The sequence below is a fragment of the Paraburkholderia sp. BL9I2N2 genome, from assembly GCF_004339745.1.
Classification (GTDB): domain Bacteria; phylum Pseudomonadota; class Gammaproteobacteria; order Burkholderiales; family Burkholderiaceae; genus Paraburkholderia.
This window is the reverse complement of the sequence record NZ_SMGP01000001.1, coordinates 3,826,090-3,848,151: the sequence shown is the minus strand read 5'-3', so window position 1 is coordinate 3,848,151 and position 22,062 is coordinate 3,826,090. Positions and strand designations below refer to the sequence as shown.

Annotated in this window: 19 protein-coding genes; 6 read left to right on the top strand and 13 right to left on the bottom strand. The window is 62.7% G+C overall.

The annotated features are described in order from the left end of the window. Positions 1–21: 21 nt before the first annotated feature. From rapZ to kdsD, 10 genes are all read right to left on the bottom strand, one after another. Complete coding sequence (rapZ, locus tag B0G74_RS17645; protein WP_132376119.1) at positions 22–915, bottom strand: RNase adapter RapZ; 894 nt, start codon at positions 913–915, stop codon at positions 22–24. 96 nt (positions 916–1,011) lie between these two features. Continuing rightward, positions 1,012–1,980, bottom strand: a complete 969-nt coding sequence (gene hprK, locus B0G74_RS17640) for an HPr(Ser) kinase/phosphatase (protein WP_012431656.1) — start codon at positions 1,978–1,980, stop codon at positions 1,012–1,014. A 127-nt stretch (positions 1,981–2,107) separates the two neighbouring features. Further along, the gene (locus B0G74_RS17635; protein WP_132376118.1) at positions 2,108–2,623 is read right to left on the bottom strand and encodes a PTS sugar transporter subunit IIA; all 516 of its coding nucleotides are present in this window, start codon (positions 2,621–2,623) and stop codon (positions 2,108–2,110) included. A 289-nt stretch (positions 2,624–2,912) separates the two neighbouring features. Next, positions 2,913–3,269, bottom strand: a complete 357-nt coding sequence (gene raiA, locus B0G74_RS17630) for a ribosome-associated translation inhibitor RaiA (RefSeq protein ID WP_106282113.1) — start codon at positions 3,267–3,269, stop codon at positions 2,913–2,915. 170 nt (positions 3,270–3,439) lie between these two features. Next, positions 3,440–4,957 (bottom strand): RNA polymerase factor sigma-54, encoded by a 1,518-nt coding sequence (locus tag B0G74_RS17625; RefSeq protein ID WP_132376117.1) that lies wholly within the window; start codon positions 4,955–4,957, stop codon positions 3,440–3,442. A gap of 185 nt (positions 4,958–5,142) precedes the next feature. Then, entirely contained in the window at positions 5,143–5,928 is a 786-nt protein-coding gene (gene lptB, locus B0G74_RS17620) for an LPS export ABC transporter ATP-binding protein (protein ID WP_132376116.1), read from the bottom strand. Continuing rightward, positions 5,925–6,596, bottom strand: coding sequence for a lipopolysaccharide transport periplasmic protein LptA (gene lptA / locus B0G74_RS17615; RefSeq protein WP_132376115.1), 672 nt, complete (start codon positions 6,594–6,596; stop codon positions 5,925–5,927). Before lptA ends, lptB begins: the two co-directional genes overlap by 4 nt. A 20-nt stretch (positions 6,597–6,616) precedes the next feature. Next, positions 6,617–7,225 carry an LPS export ABC transporter periplasmic protein LptC gene (gene lptC, locus B0G74_RS17610; RefSeq protein WP_012431662.1) on the bottom strand — a complete coding sequence of 203 codons (609 nt, stop codon included), beginning with the start codon at positions 7,223–7,225 and terminating at the stop codon, positions 6,617–6,619. Further along, positions 7,222–7,782, bottom strand: coding sequence for an HAD family hydrolase (locus B0G74_RS17605; protein WP_132376114.1), 561 nt, complete (start codon positions 7,780–7,782; stop codon positions 7,222–7,224). Before B0G74_RS17605 ends, lptC begins: the two co-directional genes overlap by 4 nt. Further along, complete coding sequence (kdsD, locus tag B0G74_RS17600; RefSeq protein WP_132376113.1) at positions 7,782–8,765, bottom strand: arabinose 5-phosphate isomerase KdsD; 984 nt, start codon at positions 8,763–8,765, stop codon at positions 7,782–7,784. The genes B0G74_RS17605 and kdsD overlap by 1 nt, the downstream gene beginning before the upstream one ends. A gap of 161 nt (positions 8,766–8,926) precedes the next feature. On the opposite strand from kdsD, the gene B0G74_RS17595 reads away from it, so the two are divergent. The 5 genes from B0G74_RS17595 to purU all read left to right on the top strand — a co-directional run bounded on the left by B0G74_RS17595 (position 8,927) and on the right by purU (position 14,139). Next, the gene (locus tag B0G74_RS17595; RefSeq protein ID WP_132376112.1) at positions 8,927–10,930 is read left to right on the top strand and encodes a monovalent cation:proton antiporter family protein; all 2,004 of its coding nucleotides are present in this window, start codon (positions 8,927–8,929) and stop codon (positions 10,928–10,930) included. An 84-nt stretch (positions 10,931–11,014) separates the two neighbouring features. Further along, positions 11,015–11,581 (top strand): adenine phosphoribosyltransferase, encoded by a 567-nt coding sequence (locus B0G74_RS17590; protein WP_132376111.1) that lies wholly within the window; start codon positions 11,015–11,017, stop codon positions 11,579–11,581. Between the two features lie 55 nt (positions 11,582–11,636). Beyond that, entirely contained in the window at positions 11,637–12,251 is a 615-nt protein-coding gene (locus B0G74_RS17585) for a LysE family translocator (protein WP_132376110.1), read from the top strand. A gap of 69 nt (positions 12,252–12,320) precedes the next feature. After that, complete coding sequence (locus tag B0G74_RS17580) at positions 12,321–13,169, top strand: DUF4743 domain-containing protein (RefSeq protein WP_132376109.1); 849 nt, start codon at positions 12,321–12,323, stop codon at positions 13,167–13,169. A 100-nt stretch (positions 13,170–13,269) separates the two neighbouring features. Next, positions 13,270–14,139 (top strand): formyltetrahydrofolate deformylase, encoded by an 870-nt coding sequence (gene purU, locus B0G74_RS17575; protein WP_132376108.1) that lies wholly within the window; start codon positions 13,270–13,272, stop codon positions 14,137–14,139. A 72-nt stretch (positions 14,140–14,211) separates the two neighbouring features. Here the strand turns inward: purU and B0G74_RS17570 are convergent, their stop codons facing one another. After that, positions 14,212–15,438, bottom strand: a complete 1,227-nt coding sequence (locus tag B0G74_RS17570; RefSeq protein ID WP_132376107.1) for a PepSY-associated TM helix domain-containing protein — start codon at positions 15,436–15,438, stop codon at positions 14,212–14,214. 328 nt (positions 15,439–15,766) lie between these two features. Here B0G74_RS17570 and B0G74_RS17565 point away from each other — a divergent pair, with 328 nt between their 5' ends. After that, a complete protein-coding gene (locus B0G74_RS17565; protein ID WP_132376106.1) occupies positions 15,767–17,935 on the top strand; it encodes a TonB-dependent receptor in 2,169 nt (722 codons plus the stop codon). 74 nt (positions 17,936–18,009) lie between these two features. Here B0G74_RS17565 and B0G74_RS17560 read toward each other — a convergent pair whose 3' ends face one another. Further along, positions 18,010–19,095 (bottom strand): AI-2E family transporter, encoded by a 1,086-nt coding sequence (locus tag B0G74_RS17560; RefSeq protein WP_132376105.1) that lies wholly within the window; start codon positions 19,093–19,095, stop codon positions 18,010–18,012. Positions 19,096–19,129: 34 nt separating this feature from the next. Further along, positions 19,130–22,003 (bottom strand): excinuclease ABC subunit UvrA, encoded by a 2,874-nt coding sequence (gene uvrA, locus B0G74_RS17555; RefSeq protein WP_132376104.1) that lies wholly within the window; start codon positions 22,001–22,003, stop codon positions 19,130–19,132. Positions 22,004–22,062: the final 59 nt, after the last annotated feature.

Genomic DNA, 22,062 nt, shown 5'->3' with positions numbered 1-22,062 from the left:
GAGGCCGCGCGATGCGGCCGGTTAAGCCACTAACTTCGATGATTCGCCGGCTTCGACCGGCGCATCGCGGTGCCGCACAATGACATTCGCCGACGATGCGAGACGCGCGGCGAGCGTCTCCGCAATGAACACTGAACGGTGCTGGCCTCCCGTGCAACCGATCGCGACGGTCAGATAACTGCGGTTGTCGTCGCGGAAATGCGGGAGCCACTTGGCGAGAAAGTTCTCGATGTCGTCGATCATTTCATGTACGACCGGCAGTGCATCGAGAAAATCGATCACCGGTTTGTCGAGGCCCGTGAGCGGCCGCAATTCATGATCGTAGTACGGGTTCGGCAAGGTGCGGACGTCGAACACGAAATCCGCGTCGAGCGGCACACCGCGCTTGAAACCGAACGACTCGAACATCAGCACGAGTCCCGAATCTTTCTGCTCGATGAAACGTTTGACCCATGCGCGCAGCACGTTCGCGCGCAGATTGCTCGTGTCGATCTGATGGCCGAATTCGGCCAGACCCGCCACGAGTTCACGTTCGCGTTCGATCGCTTCGGCGAGCGAGGTGAGCAGGCCGACGTCGGCGTCGTGCGAAGTGGAACCGGAGAGCGGATGGCGGCGGCGCGTTTCGGAGAAGCGTTGAATCAGCGACTGCGTGCTCGCGTTCAGGAACAGCACACGCACGTCGTGGGCGCGCGACAGGTCGCGGATCATGGCGGGCATTTCGTCGAGCGAGGCGCTCGAGCGCGCGTCGATAGCGACCGCGAGACGGTCTTGCCCGTCCTCGGCGAGATAGGAGGCCAGTTGCGGCAGGAAACGCGGCGGCAGATTGTCGACGCAGTAATAGCCTGCGTCTTCAAGCGCGTTCAGGGCAACTGATTTGCCGGAGCCGGATATACCGGTGATCAGGATTATGCGCATGGAGTCGTCAAAACCGTACATTTCATCATAGCATCTGGTCTCCGTGCGTGTACCCGCGGCCTGCCGCCGGCTGCGGGCACCGCATTGTCTTGCGGCTCAGATCAGCTTGCCGGGGAACTGGCTGTCGGGGTCTTGCATCGCCAGGCGCTGGCGATCCATGAAGTCGCGCAGCGTGTCGATGCCGCGCAGTTGCAGGATCGTATTGCGCACGGCGGCTTCGACCAGCACGGCGAGATTTCGGCCGGCAGCCACCTGAATCGTGACCTTACTGATCGGCAGGCCGAGCACGTCGACGGTCTGGCTTTCCAGCGGCAGCCGCTGGAATTCGCCATCGGGACGGCGGACCAGTTGCACGATCAGCTTGAGCTTCATTTTCCGGCGCACCGCGGTTTCACCGAAAATCGTCTTGATATCGAGCAGGCCGAGGCCGCGCACTTCCAGCAGGTTTTGCAGCAGCGGCGGACAACGCCCTTCGACGAAGTCAGGACCGAGGCGCACGAAATCCACCGCGTCGTCGGCGACTAGGCCGTGGCCGCGGCTGATCAGTTCCAGCCCGAGTTCACTCTTGCCGAGGCCCGAGTCGCCGGTGAGCAGCACGCCCATGCCGAGGATGTCGAGAAACACGCCGTGCAGCGTGGCGCGCGGCGCCAGAATGCGCGACATGTAGAGGCGCAGGCTGTCGATCACCGCGGCGGCGGACATCGGCGTGGTGAATAGCGGTGTGGACGAGCGCGTGCAGCGCAGGACCAGTTCCGGCGGCGCGGCGACGCCGCCCGCCACCACCAGAAACGGCGGTTCCAACGCGATCAGCTCGGCCATGTGGCGCGAGCGGTCTTCGTCGGTTTGGCGTTTGTAGTAGTCGATTTCGGCGTCGCCGAGCACCTGGATCCGGTTCGGGTGGATCAGGTTCAAGTGGCCGACGAGGTCGGCGCTCGACGTGGCATTGGCGACCGATTCCGAAGAAAAGCCGCGCTCCCAGCCTTCATGCCCCGTCAGCCAGCTGAGCTTCAGCATGGCGGCGTTGTCGTCGAAAATGCTTTGGGCGTTGATGCTGGACGTATCCATGAGTCAGTGACTCCAGTGTGGGCCGCTTGCCGGGCAAAGCAACGGCCGCGCTAGCGCGGGCCGCTTACCTTGCCAGACTGTATCCGCACGTGGGCGGATCACCGGCGTGCGGATAACCGCCGATGCATCAAGGTTGCCACTGAGTGAGCAGGCGATGCAATGATTCGCGGTCTTCTTCCGTATGCAGGCGCTCGCGGGCTTCGCGATCGGACAGCAACTGGGCGATTTCCGAAAGGATTTCGAGGTGCTGTTGAGTGGCCTGTTCGGGCACGAGCAGGAAGATGAGCAGCGAGACCGGCTGACCGTCGGGCGATTCGAAGGGGATGGGTTCGGCAAGACGGACGAACGCGGCGAGCGGTTGCTTCAAGCCTTTGATCCGGCCATGCGGAATCGCCACGCCTTCACCAAGGCCAGTCGATCCGAGGCGCTCGCGCGCGAACAGATTGTCAGTGACCGTGCTACGGGCGATGCCGTTCTGGTTCTCGAAGATCAGGCCCGCTTGCTCGAACACGCGTTTCTTGCTGGTGACCGATAGTCCGACGACGACGTTCTCGAGGGGAAGAAATTTGGCTAAACGATTCATGTTGACAGGCGGAAACGTGGCCTGGGTTCTCCTCGCTGGGGCGTTTGAGTGGCGTTCCATTCGTTTGATGCTCGCGGCGACGTGCGTTGGAGTCCGAAAGCGCAGGACTCCGGTCGACCGATTTCCGCTTGAGCTTACCTGACCCCGATGGTAACCGGAACATTATAGAACAGGGTAGCCACGGATGGTGCGGCGCGCCATCAATGCGTATTGAGTTCATTTGAAGCGCCGGCACTTGCTGCGACGCCGCGCGAAAACCAGCGACCGGAAACAAAAAACCGCCCGGGTCCGGGCGGTTTCGCTGGTAAGAGAAAACGAAGGTCTATCGAAGAAAACCCTCTAATTTCCCCTATTGCGGCGGCACATCTAGTTGCGGCGCCGGTTGATACTTGATCGCCTCATGCGCATGGCCTTGCAGGCGGTCCTTATGGCGGATGACTTGCCGGTCAAGCTTGTCGATCATCAGATCGATCGCAGCGTACAGGTCGCTGTCACAGCTCTCGACAAAGATGTCCTTGCCCTTGAGATGCAGGTTGATTTCAACCTTTTGACGCTTTTCCTTTTCCTTGTGGTTGTCGACCGAGAGGACCACACTGCCGTCGATTACCTGATCGAAATGTCTTAGCACCCTATCCAGTTTGGTGATCACGTATTCGCGCAACGCAGGCGTTACTTCGAGGTGGTGTCCACTGATCTGCAGATTCATAGTGCTTCTCCAAGCTAATGGCCGCTTGGTCCGCACGATGACGAAGGTCCGGTCGATCTGTCGGCTTGCCTGAGTCGCCCCCCGGTGACTGACTTCTGGCAGGTCGCATCGGCCGGCCTTTCCGCCAACTGCGGAGCGGCCGGTAAATGCCCGCCACGGAAGGCGACGGGCTACAGAGACTTGCGCAGGTTGACTGCCGGGATCTTGAGCGCTTCGCGATACTTCGCAACGGTACGCCGTGCGACCACGAAGCCCTGTTCCGCCAGCAGTTCGGCTATGCGGCTGTCTGAAAGAGGAGATTTCGGGTTTTCCGCTCCTATCAGTTGCTTGATGAGCGCACGGATCGCCGTTGAAGACGCCGCGCCGCCCGTGTCAGTCGAAACGTGTGATCCGAAGAAGTACTTAAATTCAAGCGTCCCGAATGGGGTCAGCATGTATTTACCGGTTGTCACACGCGAGACAGTTGACTCGTGTAGGCCCAGCGTATCAGCAATTTCCCGCAAAACCAAGGGGCGCATGGCAATTTCGCCGTGGACAAAAAAGCTCTTCTGGCGTTCCACAATTGCCTGCGCCACGCGCAGAATCGTCTCGAAGCGTTGCTGGATATTTTTGATCAGCCAGCGCGCTTCCTGCAGTTGCTGGCGCAACGAACCACTGCCCGGATCGCCCCGGTTATTGCGCAGAATATTCGCGTACAGATGGTTAATCCGTAGCTTCGGCACCACTTCCGGGTTCAGTTCGGCCTGCCAGCCCTGTGCCGTTTTGCGCACCATGATGTCCGGCACGACGTAGTCCGCTTCGGCCTTGCCGTAGGCGGCGCCCGGAAACGGTTCGAGCGAGCGGATCAGCACATGCGCATCGCGCAGATCGTCGTCGTTGGCCTTCAGATGCTTGCGCAGACGCGTGAAATCGCGCGCTGCGAGCAGTTCCAGATGGTGGGCGACGATGTCGAGGGCGAGCGTGCGCGTAGGCGATCCGTCGAGCCGCAACAATTGCAGCTTGAGACATTCCGACGCGGAGCGCGCGCCGACCCCGGCCGGGTCGAAGCTATGCAGCAGCGCCAGCGCGGCGTTCATTTCGTCGAGGTCGACTTCGAGCTCTTCGGGCAGATCGGCCAGCACTTCTTCGAGCGTGGCGGCCAGGTAGCCGTCGTCGTCGAGCGATTCGATCAGGAAGGTGATCAGCGCCCGGTCGCGCTGGCCCGCCTGGGTAACGCGCAATTGCGCCATCAGGTGGTCGCGCAGCGAGGTGCTCGATTCGTGGATTTGCAGCGGCGGCAGGTCGTCGTCGTCGGAGGCGTTGCCCGAGCGGCCGTAATCGTCGAGATTCCATTGCGACGCGTCGCCGTTACCGTCGCCGGCCATGCCGTTGTATTCGTCCACGCCCTGCGGCTCGCCGTTCTCGGCGCGCTCGTTGCTGCTGCTGGACGAGGACGACGTATTGCCGCCCATCTGGTCGGGCGGCGCGGAAGAATTGGGCGCCTGGGCGATCAGCGAGCCGTCGGCCGCCACGCGCAACGGGCTCGCGATCCAGTCGTCCTCGTTTTCGAGGAGCGGATTTTGCGAGATCGCCATTGCGACTTCCTGCTGCAATTCGAGCGTAGACAACTGAAGCAGCCGGATGGACTGCTGCAGTTGCGGCGTCAGCGCAAGATGCTGCGATAGGCGGAGTTGGAGGCTGGCTTTCATGGCAAGTTGAGATTCATTGTAGAGAGTTTGCCACGACCGCGATACCTTGCGACATTCGCAATTACGCGTGCGCCTGTTTTAGGCGGCGATGGGCGCGAGACGGCCCAGGTCAAAAAACCGGGTGTGCGCTTGCCGCATAGGGGCCGGCGGGTGCGCGCTCGCACTGCCGGTAATCCCTCATGCGCTTACATGCGGAAATGCTCGCCCAGATAGACGCGCCGCACGCTTTCGTTTTCGATGATTTCGCTCGGCGCGCCGGCGGCCAGCACGCTGCCGTCGCTGATGATGTAGGCGTGATCGCAGATGCCGAGCGTTTCACGCACGTTGTGATCGGTGATCAGCACGCCGATATTGCGCTGCTTCAGAAATTTAACGATCTTCTGAATTTCCAGCACGGCGATCGGATCGACGCCGGCGAACGGTTCGTCGAGCAGAATAAAGCTCGGATTAGTGGCCAACGCCCGGGCGATTTCAACCCGGCGGCGCTCGCCGCCCGACAGCGACAGCGCCGGGTTTTCGCGCAAATGCGCAATCTGCAGTTCGTCGAGCAGGGCTTCCGTGCGGCTCGTGATGGTGTCCTTGCTGAGCCGCTTGCCGTTGTCTTCGTGCTGCAATTCCAGTACCGCACGAATGTTTTCTTCGACGCTGAGCTTGCGGAACACCGAAGCTTCCTGTGGCAGATACGACAAACCCAGTGAAGCGCGCTTGTGGATCGGCAGCAGGCTGATCGACTTGCCGTCCAGGTCGATTTCACCCGCGTCGAGCGGCACGAGGCCGACGATCATATAGAACGAGGTGGTCTTGCCCGCGCCGTTGGGGCCGAGCAGACCGACCACTTCGCCGCTCTTCACGTCGAGCGACACGTCTTTGACGACCGTGCGCGAACCGTAACGCTTTTTCAGGTTGCGCACCGCCAGCGAACTGCTGGTGCCGGCCGGCTTGCGATTGGGGAGGGACGCTGAGGTGCTCACTGGTTCGGCGCTCCGGGAATCGTCGTGGACGGCGCGAGCGTGGCCGATGCGCCGTTCAGCGGCGCGGCGCCGCCGTTGCGCGGCGACAGCATGGCGCGCACGCGGCCAGTCGGGTTGCCCGGGCCGGCGACGTCCTTGCCTGCCTTCGCGGTGTAGAAGTCGTTCTGGCCGTCATACGTAATGACGCTGCCGTGCACCTGGTCCATCACCGTGGAGAGGCCTTGCAGGCGCTTCACGGTGGCGTTGGTGGTGAGCGTGGTCAGATCCTGCTTGCCGTCGTAGTCGATCCGGATGGCCGTGCCTTCGATGTATTCGTCGAGCCCTTCGCGTTTCTGGCGGAAATACGACAGATTGCCGCCGCTCGAGGTGCCGGTGGCGTACTGATAGCCTTGGGGGTCTTGCGTCACTTCGACACGGTCGGCCTTGATCACGATCGTGCCTTTGGTGGCGACCACATGGCCGGTAAAGATGTTGACCTGCTTGAGGTCGTCGTAAGTCATGTTGTCCGCTTCGATGTTCAGCGGCTTGTCCTTGTCGGCACGATCGGCGTGCGCAAGCGGCGCGAAGCCGGCGAGCGGCAACGCGACGATCAGCGCAGCGAGTCCGGCGCGGCACGCGGACAGGGTGCGCGTGCGGCCGGTATCAAAACGGGGGAACGATTCGTTCATGCAGTCACGCCTGGAATGGATTACCCGGGTTGCTTGGGCGAGCTGCCGCCTGCTTCGGACGGGGCGATGTTGCCTTTCACGTTGCCGAACAGCTGCATCACCCGGGTGACGTTGTTGTAGTTCATGCCGCTGGCAGTCATCACCGACATGCCGCGCTGAAGTTTAACCGGCTTTTCTGTCTCGATCACATCGTCGTTGACCAGCACCCTAAAATGCTGCGAATCCGCCTGCATCTGCGGATCTCCGTAGCCGGGCGCCCGCACGATGCGCGCGTTGTCGTACAGATCGACGATCGACGCGTCGCCGTTCACCTTGCCGGTGTCGCCGGTTGCGGTGACGATCGGCTTGCCGGGCTGGAACGCGCGCATGGCCGGTTTGACCAGGTCGCTCAGTTCGTCGTCTTCGTAATGGATCAGCGACTGGGCGGTCAGCCGGTATTGCGTGGAGCCCGACTGATCGAGTTCGGAAACCGAGAAGTTGTCGGCGAAGTAGTCCGGCGTGTGCTCCTTGGGACGCACCACGCCTTCGTTCTGCCGGGGCAGGGTGGCTTGCAGCAGCCACCATGTGATACCGGCGAGCGCCGCCATGGCGACCAACGGAATCAGTGAAGTCAGGCGAAACTGATTCATCCGACGAGGCCCCGCTGTTCGCCGCTACAGGCGGCCGCGAGCAGCGCCTCGTACTTGTGCTGCGCGCGCAGCAGGGTGTCGCAGACTTCGCGCGCCGCGCCGTGGCCGCCGCGCGCCTCGCTGACCCAGTGGGCCCGCGCAATCACTTCAGGATGTGAATTGGCCGGCGCCGCCGCGAAGCCGACTTTCAGCATCACGCCGAGATCGACCCAGTCGTCGCCCATGTAGCCGCACTCTTCGGCCGTCATGCCGGTTTGCTGCAACAGGTCCGCGAACGCCTGAGGTTTGTCCTGCACGCCCTGATAGACGTGCGTGATGTTCATTTCCTTCGCCCGCGCCGCCACGATGCCCGACTTGCGCCCGGTGATGATCGCCGTTTCGATGCCGGCCTGGCGCAGCAGCTTCATGCCGTGGCCGTCCATCGAATTGAAGCCCTTCATCGTGTCGCCTTCCGCCGTGAACAGCAGACCGCCGTCGGTCAACACGCCGTCGACGTCGAAAATCATCAGCTTGACGCGGCTTGCGCGTTCGGTCGCGGTGGGAGGAGCGATTGCCATCAGATCACCTTCTTCGAGAACAGGTCGTGCATGTTGAGTGCGCCGATCAGCTTGCCTGCTTCGTCGACGACCAGCATCTGATTGATGCGGTAGCGCTCCATCAGTTCCACGGCTTCGACCGCGAGTTGATCCGGACCGATGGTGCGCGGGCCGGCGGTCATGACCGAGGCGATCGACAGTTCGCGGAAATCGCCGTCGCGTTCGAGCACGCGGCGCAGGTCGCCGTCGGTGAAGATGCCGGTCACGCGGTCGTCGTGATCGACGATTGCGGTCATGCCCATGCGCTTGGCGGTCAACTGGAACAGCGCGTCGCGCACGGTGGCGTCGGGCGTGACCTTCGGAACCTGGTCGCCGGTGCGCATCACGTCGCGTACATAAGTGAGCAGGCGCCGGCCGAGCGCGCCGCCCGGATGCGAGCGCGCGAAGTCGTCGCGGCCGAAGCCACGCGCGTCGAGCACCGCGACCGCGAGCGCGTCGCCGAGCGCGAGCGCGGCGGTGGTGCTGGCGGTCGGCGCAAGATTCATCGGGCAGGCTTCTTTCGACACACCGGAATTCAGGTGCACGTCGGCCAGTTGTGCGAGACTCGAAGACGGACGGCCCGTCATGGCGATCAGCTTCGCGCCGAGCCGCTTGATGAGCGGCAGGATCGCCACGAGTTCTTCGGTTTCACCGGAATTGGACAGCGCGAGGAACACGTCGTCGGCGGTGACCATGCCGAGGTCGCCATGACTGGCTTCCGCGGGATGCACGAAGAACGCCGGCGTGCCGGTGCTGGCGAGCGTGGCCGCGAGCTTGCGAGCCACATGGCCGGATTTGCCGATGCCGGAAACGACCACGCGCCCACGGCAACCCAGGATGAAGTCGACCGCCCCGACGAAACCATCGTCGAGTTGATCGCGAAGCGCGCGCACGGCGTCCGCTTCGATGTCGAGCACGTCGCGAGCGAGCGCGAGTGCCCGGTCGCCATTGATTTTCGCTATCATTCGCGAAGTATAGCAAAGGCGCTTGTTCGCCGCGCCGGGCCTGCTGTGCCAAGCCGCTGCCTCTATCGCTGCCTTTACCGGCCCCTCAACCTTGTCGCACGGCGTTTCGCGTGCGCGGTTCCGCTGACGAACGAGGACGCTTTGCCGATGCGTTTTTGCCGATGATTTCCCCCCTCGAAATGACGCTGTTCCTGCTGCTGGCATCGGTAGCGGGCGTGGTGGTCTTTCGCTTTCTGAATCTTCCGCCGATGCTCGGCTATCTGACGGTGGGCATCGTCGTCGGTCCGCATGCGTTCGGTCTGATTCCCGACTCGGCGGGCGCGCAGAACCTCGCCGAGTTCGGCGTAGTGTTCCTGATGTTTTCGATCGGGCTGGAGTTTTCGCTCGCCAAGCTGCGCTCCATGCGCCGGCTCGTGTTCGGCCTCGGCCTGTTGCAGGTGATCGGCACCATCGCAGTGGCGGTCACGCTCGGCTTCGTGCTGGAGCGCTGGGTGCACATCAGGTGGCAAGCGAGCGTGGCGCTGGGCGGCGCGCTCGCCATGTCGTCGACGGCGATCGTCAGCAAGATGCTGGCGGAGCGGCTCGAGATCGAGACCGAGCATGGCCGCAATATCTTCGGCGTGCTGCTGTTTCAGGATCTGGCGGTGGTGCCGCTGCTCATCGTCATCGCTGCGCTGGGCGGCAACTCCGAAGATCTCGTCAGCGCGCTCGGCGTGGCGGCCATCAAGATCGTCGTGGCTCTGTCGCTGCTCCTGATCGTGGGCCAGCGCTTCATGACACGCTGGTTCAACGTGGTGGCACGCCGCCGCTCGCAGGAACTGTTCATTCTCAATCTGTTGCTGGTGACGCTGGGTTGCGCGTTCATCACGGACAAGTTCGGTTTGTCGCTCGCGCTCGGCGCGTTCATCGCCGGTATGTTGATCGCCGAGACGCCGTACCGGCATCAGGTGGAAGAGGACATCAAGCCGTTTCGCGACGTGCTGCTCGGGCTCTTCTTCATCACCACCGGCATGCTGCTCAATCCGCGGGTGATCTGGGAGCATCCGCTGATCGTGCTCGGCTTTCTGATCGGGCCGATTCTGCTGAAGGCGGTCATGGTGACGGGCCTTTCGCGGCTGTTCGGTGCGTCGCCGGGCGTCGCGATGCGCACCGGTATCGGCCTCGCGCAAGCGGGCGAGTTTGGCTTCGTGCTGCTGAATCTGATTCTCGACAAGCATCTCGTCGACGCCACCATGCTGCAGGCGATTCTCGCGGCCATGCTGCTGTCGATGCTGGCCGCGCCGTTCATGATCCAGAACGCGGACCGGATCGTGCTGCGGCTGTCCTCGACTGAATGGATGATGCAGTCGTTGCAGATGACGCGTATCGCCACGCAGAGTCTCAAGCAAAGCGGCCACGTGATCATTTGCGGTTACGGTCGTGCAGGACAGAACCTGGCGCGCATGCTGGAGCACGAGGGCTTGTCGTATGTCGCGCTCGACCTGGATCCCGATCGTGTCGCGGCAGCTGCGGCGGCGGGCGAATCGGTCGTGTTCGGCGATGCAGGGCGGCGCGAATCGCTGCTCGCCGCCGGTATCCATCGCGCGGCCACGATTGCGATCACGTATGCGAATACGCCGTCGGCATTGCGCGTGCTGCACAACATTCACGAACTGGAACCGACGCTGCCGGTGATCGTTCGTACCGTCGACGACGCCGATCTGGAAAAGCTGCTGGCCGCGGGCGCGACCGAGGTGATTCCGGAAATCGTCGAAGGCAGTCTGATGCTCGCCTCGCACACGCTCGTGGTGATGGGCGTGCCGATGCGGCGTGTGGTGCGCCGGGTCGAGGAAATGCGCGATGAACGCTACGCCCTTCTACGCGGCTATTTCCACGGCGCCGACGACGTGGATGACGACGACGGCCACGAACAGGTGCGGCTACAATCGGTGCCGGTCGACGAAAGCGCGGACGCGGTGGGCCGTACCCTCGCGGAACTCGGTCTGTTCGATCTGGGTGTCGAAGTGACGGCGATTCGCCGGCACGGCATTCGCGGCGTGGAGCCGGACCCGTCCACCAAGCTGCGCGCGAGCGACATCGTAGTGCTGCGCGGTCTGCCCGAACAGTTGGCGGAGGCCGAGGAACGGCTCTCGAAGCACCGGCGCGCCGGCGCCGCCGCGGCCTGACGCCTGCTCGTGGCAAGCTTCGCCTGCCGGGGCGCCGCTAGTTGAGTTTTTCATCGGACCTGTCGAGGTCCATCCGGAGACATCATGTCCAACGCGCTTGCGAGCGCGCCGCTCGATGCGGCCGATTACATCAAAAACCACATTCGCACGGTACCCGACTGGCCGCAGCCGGGCGTGCAGTTCCGCGACATCACGCCGCTCCTGCAGGAGCCGAAGTCGCTGCGCGTGCTGATCGATCTGTTCGTGCAACGGTATATCGACGCCAAGCTCGACTACATTGCCGGGCTGGACGCGCGCGGTTTCATCATCGGGCCGATTCTCGCGTACGAGCTGAACCTCGGCTTCATTCCGATCCGCAAGGCGGGCAAGCTGCCCTACAAGCGGGTCTCGCAATCGTATGAGCTCGAATACGGCACCGCGACCGTCGAAATTCATGAGGATGCCTGCAAGCCGGGTGACCGCGTCGTGATCATCGACGATCTGATTGCGACGGGCGGCACGATGATGGCGGGCAAGATTCTGCTCGAGCGCCTCGGCGCGGTCGTGGTGGAAGGCGCGGCGATCATCGATCTGCCCGAACTAGGCGGCTCGAAGCTGCTGCGCGAGGGCGGCCTCGCACTCTATACGGTGACGGGATTCGACGGTCACTGATCAGTCGCAGCCAAGCCGCTATGAACTACTTTCCGGTCACAAGAAGGTAAGAACGATGCCCAACTTCCTGCTGTTTCTCGCCACCTCGATTGCTATCACCATGGCGCCCGGCCCGGACAATCTGCAAGTGCTCGCGCGCGGTATCTCGCAGGGCCGCGCGGCGGGGCTCGTCGCTGCGCTCGGTTTTGCAGCCGGCATCACGTTTCACACGACGTTGGCCGCGCTCGGCGTGGCCGCGTTGCTGCGCTCCTCGCCGGTTGCCTTTGAAGTCATCAAACTTGCCGGCGCCGCGTATCTGATCTGGATCGGCATCAAGGCACTGCGCAGCCAGGGTCTCGCGACCGCGCACGAACGCGCGCCGCAGCCGTTGATGGCGGTGTTTCGCCAGAGCGTGCTCGGCAATCTGCTGAATCCGAAGGTGACGTTGTTCTTCGTCGTATTCCTGCCGCAGTTCGTGCAGCCGCACGGCACGCAAGGCGTCACGCTGCAAATGCTCGAACTCGGCGTGCTGTTCATGCTGCAGACGGTGGTGGTGTTTTCGCTGTTCGGCGTGTGCGCGGGGATGATCGGCGGTTGGCTGAAGCGCCGGCCGCGCGTGGGCGTGTGGCTTGATCGCCTGGCCGGTGCCACGTTCATCGCAATCGGGATTCGCGTCGCGTTGCGTGATTGATTGGATTGGGTCGATAAGACGCTCGGCGCTCATCGGCAGCGACCGCAGACAGTTAGCTTGGAGCTTTAAATGACTTTGCCTTGCATCACCGCCGCGCGCCGCTTCGACGTGCAGGCGCATGTGCCGTTCTGGATCGATGCCGAACAAGTCGGCTGGATCCGGACGAGCGATGTGCCGCTGCTCGCGCGCTGGCCCGATGTGTTCGCGATCGACCGCGCCCGTGTGACGCTCGCGTCCACGTTCAATACCGTGGATTTACGCAGCGCGGCGCTCGGTTCCGTGATCGGCGCACTTGCCGCCGATGGCCGCATTCCGGGCTGGCGCAACGAGACCTACGCGATCCGTAATGCGTTCGACGCGCCGCCGCTTGCGTATATCGAACGCGCGGCGTCGCGCTTCTTCGGCACGATGACCTACGCGGTGCATCTGAACGGCGTCGTAGAATACGAGGATAGCGCCCCGCAATTGTGGATCGCGCGCCGCAGCGACACCAAGGCGACCGACCCGGGCATGCTCGACAATGTCGTGGCGGGCGGCATCGGCTGGGGCTTCGGCGTCGAGGCAACGATCATCAAGGAATGCTGGGAAGAAGCCGGCATTCCCGAGGAGATCGCCGCGCGCTCTGTGGCGGGCCGCACCGCGCATGTGCTGCAATCGTTGCCGGAAGGCACGCAGGCCGAACAGATTTTCATCTACGACCTCGCGCTGCCGGCCGATTTCGCGCCGCGCAATCAGGACGGCGAAGTGGGTGAACACCGGCTCGCGCGCATCGACGAAGCGGCGCGCTGGATCGAGGAGGGCGCGATGACCGTCGACGCGAGCCTGGCCACGCTGGATTGCCTGCTGCGCCGCCGCTGGATCGATGAAGACGCGTGCGCCGGCATCGAGGCCTTGTTCGTGCCGCCGGTATTCGCCTGAGCGCCGCATCGGTGCGCGCGCAACGACCATGCCGAAACACGCTTCACCGAACCAGACACACCGAACAAACCACGCATTGAAGAAGGGAGTCACCCAGGTCATGTCGACCGATCACAGCTTTATCCTCAAACTGTCGTGCGCCGACCGGCCCGGCATCGTTCACGCCGTGTCGGGCTTTCTATTCGAGCGTGGCAGCAACATTCTCGACTCCGCGCAGTTCGGCGACAGCCGCACCGGCGAGTTCTTCATGCGCGTGCATTTCCAGCAGGTGGGCGGCGATCCGGGTCTGGAGGCGCTGCGCACGTCGTTCTCGGCGCTCGCCGAGCAGTTCGGCATGCGCTGGGAGTTGCACGATGCGTCGGTGAAGCCGCGCGTGGTGATCATGGTGTCGAAGATCGGCCATTGCCTGAACGATCTGCTGTTCCGCTACCGCACCGGCCAGCTGGGTATCGAGATTCCGGCGATCATCTCGAACCACAAGGAGTTCTACCAACTCGCCGCCAGCTACGACATTCCGTTCCATCATTTCCCGCTGATGGGCGCCACGCCCGACGCGAAAGCCGCGCAGGAAGCGCGCGTGCTCGAAGTGATCGACGAACATCAGGCCGACCTGGTGGTGCTCGCGCGCTACATGCAGATTCTGTCGCCGAAGCTGTGCGAAGCGCTGGCTGGCCGCGCGATCAACATTCACCACTCGTTCCTGCCGAGCTTCAAGGGCGCGAAGCCGTATTACCAGGCGTTCGACCGCGGCGTGAAGCTGATCGGCGCGACCGCCCATTACGTGACGACGGATCTCGACGAAGGTCCGATCATCGAACAGGAAGTGGAGCGCGTGGACCACAGCATGACGCCGGAGCAGCTCACGGCGATCGGCCGCGATGTCGAGTGCGTGACGCTGGCGCGTGCGGTGAAGTGGCACGTGGAGCATCGCGTCGTGTTGAACGGCAGCAAGACGGTGGTGTTTCGCTAAGAGCCGTTGCTAGCAGGCTTGCGCAGTAGAGGGCGGTGGCCGGACGATCCCGGCGCCGCCTTTTTTTTGAGTCTATGAGCGCGCTGCGGACTGGCCCGCGTCGCGCGCCACATTGGCGTTTTGCGCCGAACGGCGGCGCGCGTTCAGCTTCTTCAGCCAGATCAGCAGCCCCGTGGCGCTCAGCACGGCGACCGCGACGCCGACTGCGGTGATCAGAATCCGTCCGCCGAGACCTAGGATGCGTCCCGAGTGCAGAGGGAATTGCACCTGCACGAAGATGTCGCCCGCCGTGCCCTTGCCGGGAATCTGCGCGCCGAGTTGCTTGCCGGTGGCCGCGTCCCAATACATCCACGGATTGCCGAGGCCGAGATCGCCGTGATCATTGCCGGTCGCGTAGAAACCGACGCCGTACGCATGCAGGAATTCCGCGTAGTAGATGCCGCCTGGCGCGACGTCGAGGTTTTGCGCCTTGCCGGCCTGCTCGGCCAGTTGCACGATGCGCTCGCGGCTCAATACTTTGTCGCCGGGTTGCGCGGCGCGCAGGATTTCAGGGTTGTTGATCGGATCCGGCGTGAGCTTCGAGAACAGCGACACGATTGGGCGCACCACTGGCGCTGACAGATTCATCGACACCGACGTCAGCGCGACGATCATCAGCAAGCCCCAGATCCACACGCCGCCCGAGCGGTGCAAATCGAAAGTGAGCGCATAGCCGCCCCGCCCGAGGCGGAACGCGAACGACTTGCGCCACGCCTTGACGCTCGGAAACGAGAGCCACAGCGCGATCACGCTGTCGAACAGCCAGATGATGCCGACGATCCCCATCAACCACGTGCCGATATCGACGCCGCCCGTAAACGGCAGTTGCAGCGTGTAGTGGAGCTTGTAGATGAACGGGATCAGATTGAGCCGCGCGAGCGAGACGACGCCCCATTCGCGGCGTCCCTGGATCTCGCCGGTGGCGGGATCGACGGCGATCTGATTGAAATCGAGCGGGTAGGGCTTCTGCGTGGCCGGGTTGGTCCGCGGCAGCACCATCATTTGCAGCGTATGGCCAGGCTCGGCCGCCAGCGGCAGATACGTCACCTGGAGACGCGGATCGGCGGCTTCCACGCGGCGCGCCAACTCGAGGCCCGACAGTGCCGGGCCGGCGGTGCGGGCTTTGAAGAAAGATGGATTCAGCGCCGCATCGAGTTCATGGTCCCACGCGATGATCGCGCCAGTCAGACCGGCGACGAACAGAAACAGCGCCGTGGCGACACCGAACCAGCGGTGCAGACGGACGAACTGGCGCCTCATGGGCGAGCCGTCGCGACGGAGCAGGACTTCGAAAGGGGTGTCACGACAGAGGCTTAGTGCAAATGGGAATTGTTCGCATCTTAAGGAATCATGCCACGCGCTGCAAGTTTGTCGTAAATGTGGCGTGGCTCGACAACAGCCGCCTGCTTGCGCGCGGCCCTGAGAGCACCATTCAGCAAGGGTTTCAGCCAACATGGCTGCAGCCTGTGCGACAAAATGTCGCATATCGAAGCTTACAATTAGCATAAATCTTCGGCATCATCGCGACCTTGTCGAATGGGAATCATTCTCATTTGGTGGGGAAAAACAAAAACTGCGGAATCAGGCGATGAGCGTAAGAAACGGGGTAGAAGAGCCGAAGAAAAAACTGACGATGCGGCCGCTGCATTTGACAGTGTGTCTGGCGCTGGCAACCAGCCACGCGGCATGGGCACAGCAGGCGTCGGCCACGGCAGCGTCCACGGATAACGGCGAAAAAGCGCTGCCGGCCGTCAAGGTCACAGCGGCGCAAGACACCGAGCAGCATCTGAAGGAAGACGTGAGCAGCGGCGCGCTCGGCACACGATCGCAACTCGACACGCCGTTCTCGACCACCGTGGTCACGAGTGAAGAGCTGCAGGATCGCCAGCCAACCAAGCTCGGCGATGTATTCGCCACCGATGCCTCCGTGTCCGACAACGGCAACGCCTACAACGCATGGGCCACGTATCTGACGGTGCGCGGCATGCAGCTCGACTGGCAGTCGGGCTTCAAGATCGACGGCATGCCGTTTAACAGCTACGGCGTCACGATGCCGTACGAGCAACTCGAGAAAGTGGAATTGCTCAAGGGGCTGACCGGTTTCATGTACGGCTTCGGCGCGCCGGGCGGCGTGGTCAACTACGTGACGAAAAAGCCGCCGGTCTCGACGACGCCCGTGCGCAGCGTCGACATCGGCTATTACACCGACGGCGTATGGACCGAGCATGCGGATCTCGGCGGCCGGGTCGGTCCTAACGGCATGTTCGGCTATCGCCTAAACGCCACGCACGAGGAAGGCAAGACTTATAACGACGGCAACGTGCGGCGCGACTCGGTGTCGGTCGCACTCGATGCACGCATCACGCGCGACCTCAAGGCCACGTTCGGCGCGCTGTATCAGGAGCGCCATTCGAGCGGTATCACCGGCGCGATCTCGACGGCGGAATATCCGGGCACCGTCTTGCCGCATACGATGAGCGGCGGCACCAGCAACCTTTCCGGTCCCGACCAGCATCTGAACACGAACGTCCAGCTCTATACCGCGGGCGTGCAGTACAACCTGAGCCCGGACTGGACGCTGAACGCGACCTACAGCTACAGCAAAAGCTCGCGCGATCGCAACGAAAGCACCTACTACCTGCAGAACAGCGCCGGCGATTACACCGACAGCCGCTTCGCCGGCAAGGAAGGGCATCAGTTGAGTTTGTGGCAGGTGTCGGCGGAAGGCAGCGTGAAGACGGGGCCGTTGCAGCACCAGCTCGTGATCGGCGCGGCGTATCAGCGTCAAACGAACGACTACGGCGCGAACAGCTTCTTCGGCCAGATCGGCACCGGCAACCTCTACCAGCCGAACACCAATACGTTCTACAGCGCGTCGAACTACTACACCTACCGCGACAGCGACATTACGCAAAAAGCGTTGTTTGCGAACGATACGATCCAGTTGACGCAGCGCTGGTCGGTACTCGGCGGCGTGCGCTACACGAATTACGAGCAGCACGGCTACTCGACCACCGGCGCGACCACGTCGACCTATAGCCAGAACGGCGTCGTGACGCCGACGGTGGCGCTGATGTTCAAGCTCGCGCCGACCACGACGCTCTACACGAGCTACGTTGAGTCGCTGGAAGCGGGCACCGTGGTCGGCGACACCTACGCGAACCGCGGCGAACTCCTCAAGCCGTTGCGCAGCAAGCAATACGAAGTCGGGATCAAGAGCGAGCATGAGCGCTGGAGCGCGACGGCCGCGCTGTTCCGGATCGAGCGCGGCTCGGCCTACGCGAATAGCGCTAACGTCTACACGCAGGACGGCGAGTCGATCTTCCAGGGCGTGGAGTTCGGCGGCGATGTGCGCCTCGGCACGAGCTGGGACGTCGGTGGCGATCTCATGTGGATCAACACGAAGTACGAGAAGGGCTCGGCCAATAACGGCAATCGCGTGGCCGGCGCGCCGCAGTTCGTGGTAGCGGGCCATGCGACGTACTCGGTGCCGTATGTGCCGGGGCTGCGCATTGGCGCGGACGCGAAGTTCACGGGCAACACCAACGTGCGCCCGTCCGGCAATCTGGATACGCCGGGCTACATGCTGGTCAATCTCGGCGCGAGCTATGCGACGCGCATAGGCGGCTACGATGTGACGTTCCGCGCGGCGATCGACAACCTGCTCAATCGCCGCTACTGGGAGTACCAATACGCGGACTATGTGACACCGGGCGACCCGCGCACGTTGTCACTGAACGCGCGCATCGACTTCTGAGCATGAAAAAAGCGGCACCGAAAGTGCCGCTTTTTCTTATCCGCCGACCCGCGTCCAGACCGCTCGCCGCAGCCTCAAACCAACCGCAAGTAAATCAGTTCGCGCTTGATGTACGCATAAAAAATCGGCGCCGCGATCACGCCGGGAAGACCGAACGCGGCTTCCATGATGAGCATGGCGATCAGCAATTCCCACGCGCGCGCCTCGATCTGTCCGCCGACGATACGCGCGTTCAGGAAGTACTCGAGCTTGTGAATCAGGATCAGGAACACGAGCGACATGACGGCCGCCGGAAAGCTCACCGAGAGCGCCACCGCCACGATGATCGTGTTCGAGATCAGATTGCCGATCACCGGCAGCAAGCCGACGATAAACGTGACCAGCACCAGCGTCTTCGACAACGGCAGTGTGTCGTGGAAGATCGGCAGGATCACCAGCAGGAAGATACCGGTAAAGACCGCATTGATCGCCGAAATCTTCACCTGAGCAAACACGATGCGGCGAAACGCATCGGCGAAACGTGTCACGCGTGTGACGAACGCCGTGGACAGCGGCAGCCGTTGCATATGCTTCTGCGCGCCGACCGCGATGATCGCGCCGATGATCATGCCGATCAGGATATGCGTGAACGCGCGCGCCGCGGTCTTGCCGCTTTGCTGAAGCATGTTGGCGTGCGTCTGCATCAGCTCCGCCGCCTTGGTCTTCATCTGTTCGGTATCGACCGGCAGATAGTTGGCGACAAATTGAGGAATCCGGCCGCGCGCCTGGTCGATCAGCTGCATGGCCTGGTCGAGCAGCTTCTGCACGCTCGGCACGTCGTTCTCGAAATGCTCGATGATGCCGAGCGTGAGCCCCGTCAGCGCGCCCACGATCACCGTGGCCAGGATCACCACCGCGAGCCAGCGCGCCCGCTTGCTCGACATGTGGCGCTCTATGCGCGGCGCGATCGTGTGGACCAGTTGGAACACCAGCAGCCCGGCGAGCAACGCGCCGAGCAGACGAAGTTCGATGACCGCCCACATGCCGAACAGCATCACAATATAACTGCCGATTTCGACCGCCGACAGCTTCGGCAGGCTCATGTCGCTCGTCAGCCTGACCGGGCGTGGGCGTAGGTCCTGCACTTGCCCGTCGTCGCGCGCCTGATTCCGCTTGGCCATGGCTTATTCCGTCTCCAACCTGAGTTGTGCAGCGTTACTTTTTACTGGCCGCGCGTTTCAGCAGAGGCGCCAGGTACTTACCGGTAAAACTTGCCTTTGACTTCGCCACCTGCTCCGGCGTGCCCTGGGCAATGATCTGCCCGCCGCCGGCCCCGCCCTCGGGACCCAGGTCGATGACCCAGTCCGCAGTCTTAATTACATCGAGATTATGCTCGATGATCACGACGGTATTACCCTGGTCGCGTAATCGATGAATCACTTCGAGCAACAAAGCGATGTCATGAAAATGTAGGCCGGTGGTCGGCTCGTCAAGTATGTATAGCGTGCGACCCGTGTCACGCTTGCTCAGTTCCAAAGATAGTTTGACGCGCTGTGCCTCGCCGCCCGACAGCGTGGTGGCCGACTGACCCAGGCGGATATAGCCTAGACCCACGTCCAGCAAGGTTTTCAGCTTGCGCGCGACGACCGGCACCGGTTTGAAGAACTCGTAGGCGTTCTCCACCGTCATGTCGAGCACTTCGCTGATGTTCTTGCCTTTGTACTGCACGTCGAGCGTTTCGCGGTTGTAGCGCTTGCCGTGACAGACGTCGCACGGCACGTACACGTCCGGCAAGAAGTGCATCTCGACCTTCAGTACGCCGTCGCCCTGGCAGGATTCGCAGCGGCCGCCTTTCACGTTGAACGAGAAGCGGCCGGCTTCGTAGCCGCGCTCTTTGGCCGCGGGCACGCCCGCGAACAGTTCGCGGATCGGCGTGAAGAGGCCCGTGTAGGTGGCCGGGTTCGAGCGCGGCGTGCGGCCGATCGGCGACTGGTCGACGTTGATGACCTTGTCGAAGTGCTCGAGGCCCTCGATCGATTCGTACGGCGCCGGCTCCGTAGCCGAGCCATACAGGTGATGCGCGACCGCGTGGTACAGCGTGTCGTTGATGAGCGTGGACTTGCCCGAGCCGGACACGCCGGTCACGCAGGTGAGCAAGCCAACCGGCAAGTCCAGCGACACGTGCTGCAGATTGTTGCCGTACGCCTCGACGATACGCAGGCGCTTATCGTCGGGCTCCTTGCGTTCGTCCGGGAACTCGATGTTGCGCGCGCCGGACATGTATTGCCCGGTCATCGACGCCGCGTTCGCCTGCACCTGCTTGGGCGTGCCCTCGGCGATCACCATGCCGCCGTGTTCGCCCGCGCCCGGGCCCATGTCGACCACGTAGTCGGCCATGCGGATCATGTCTTCGTCGTGTTCGACGACGATCACCGAGTTGCCGAGGTCGCGCAGATGCTTGAGCGTGGCGATCAGCCGGTCGTTGTCGCGCTGATGCAGGCCGATGGACGGCTCATCGAGCACGTACATCACGCCGGTCAGGCCCGAGCCGATCTGCGACGCGAGGCGAATCCGCTGCGCCTCACCGCCTGACAGCGTCTCCGCGCTGCGTTCGAGCGACAGGTAATCCAGCCCGACGTTATTCAGGAACATCAGCCGGGCGACGATTTCCTTGACCACCTTGTCGGCGATCTCGCGCTTCGAGCCTTCCAGGCGCAGCGTCTGGAAATAGCCGAGCGCGTCGCGCAGCGGCCAGCCGCTGATTTCGAAGATGCCGCGCGCGTCGCCGTCCGCGCCGATCCGCACGAAGCGCGCTTCGCGGCGCAGCCGCGTGCCGGCGCAGGCCGGGCAAGGCTGGTTGTTCTGATACTTGGCGAGCTCTTCGCGCACCGCGACCGAATCGGTCTCGCGGTAACGCCGCTCCAGATTCGGAATGATCCCTTCGAATACATGCTCGCGCACCGAAGTGCGGCCACGTTCGTTGATGTACGAGAACGGGATCTCCTGCTTGCCCGAACCGAACAGCAGGATCTTGCGCACTTTCTCCGGCAAATCTTCGACCGCTGTGTCGATGTCGAACTCATAGAACGCGGCGAGACTCTGCAGCATCTGGAAGTAGAACTGGTTGCGCCGGTCCCAGCCCTTCACCGCGCCCGCCGCGAGCGACAGCGAAGGATGCGCGACCACCCGCTTCGGATCGAAGAAAGTGATCTGGCCGAGGCCATCGCATTCCGGGCATGCGCCCATCGGATTGTTGAACGAGAAAAGACGCGGCTCCAGTTCCTGCAGCGAGTACGAGCAGATCGGGCAGGCGAACTTCGAGCTGAACAGATGCTCCTTGTCCGTGTCCATTTCGAGCGCGATCGCGCGGCCGTCGGCGAGACGCAGTGCCGTTTCGAACGATTCCGCGAGACGCTGCTTCATGTCGGGGCGCACTTTCAGGCGGTCCACGACCACGTCGATGGTGTGCTTGTCGTTCTTCTTCAGTTTCGGCAGCGAGTCGACTTCATAAATCTTCGCCACGCCTTCATTGGCGGTGCCGCCGCCCGAGCGCACGCGGAAACGGATAAAGCCTTGCGCCTGCATTTCCTCGAACAGTTCGACGTGTTCGCCTTTGCGGTTCGCCACGACGGGCGCGAGGATCATCAGCCTGGTTTCTTCCGGCAGCGCGAGCGCCGCGTCGACCATCTGCGAGACGCTTTGCGCTTCCAGCGGAATTTCGTGATCCGGACAGTAAGGCGTGCCGACCCGTGCGAACAATAGCCGCAGGTAGTCGTGAATCTCGGTGACGGTGCCAACCGTGGAGCGCGGATTGTGCGAGGTCGCTTTCTGTTCGATCGAGATTGCCGGCGACAGCCCTTCAATCAGATCGACGTCCGGCTTTTCCATCAATTGCAGGAACTGGCGTGCGTAGGCGGAGAGACTTTCGACGTAGCGCCGTTGTCCTTCCGCATAGAGCGTGTCGAACGCCAGCGACGATTTGCCCGAGCCTGAAAGGCCCGTGATAACGACGAGCTTGTGACGGGGTAGGTCGAGATTGACGTTCTTCAGGTTGTGGGTGCGAGCCCCACGAATACGGATTTGTTCCACGGATTTATTCCATGAACTGGCGGAAAGAGGAAGAGGCTAAACCTGCTACTATAACGACT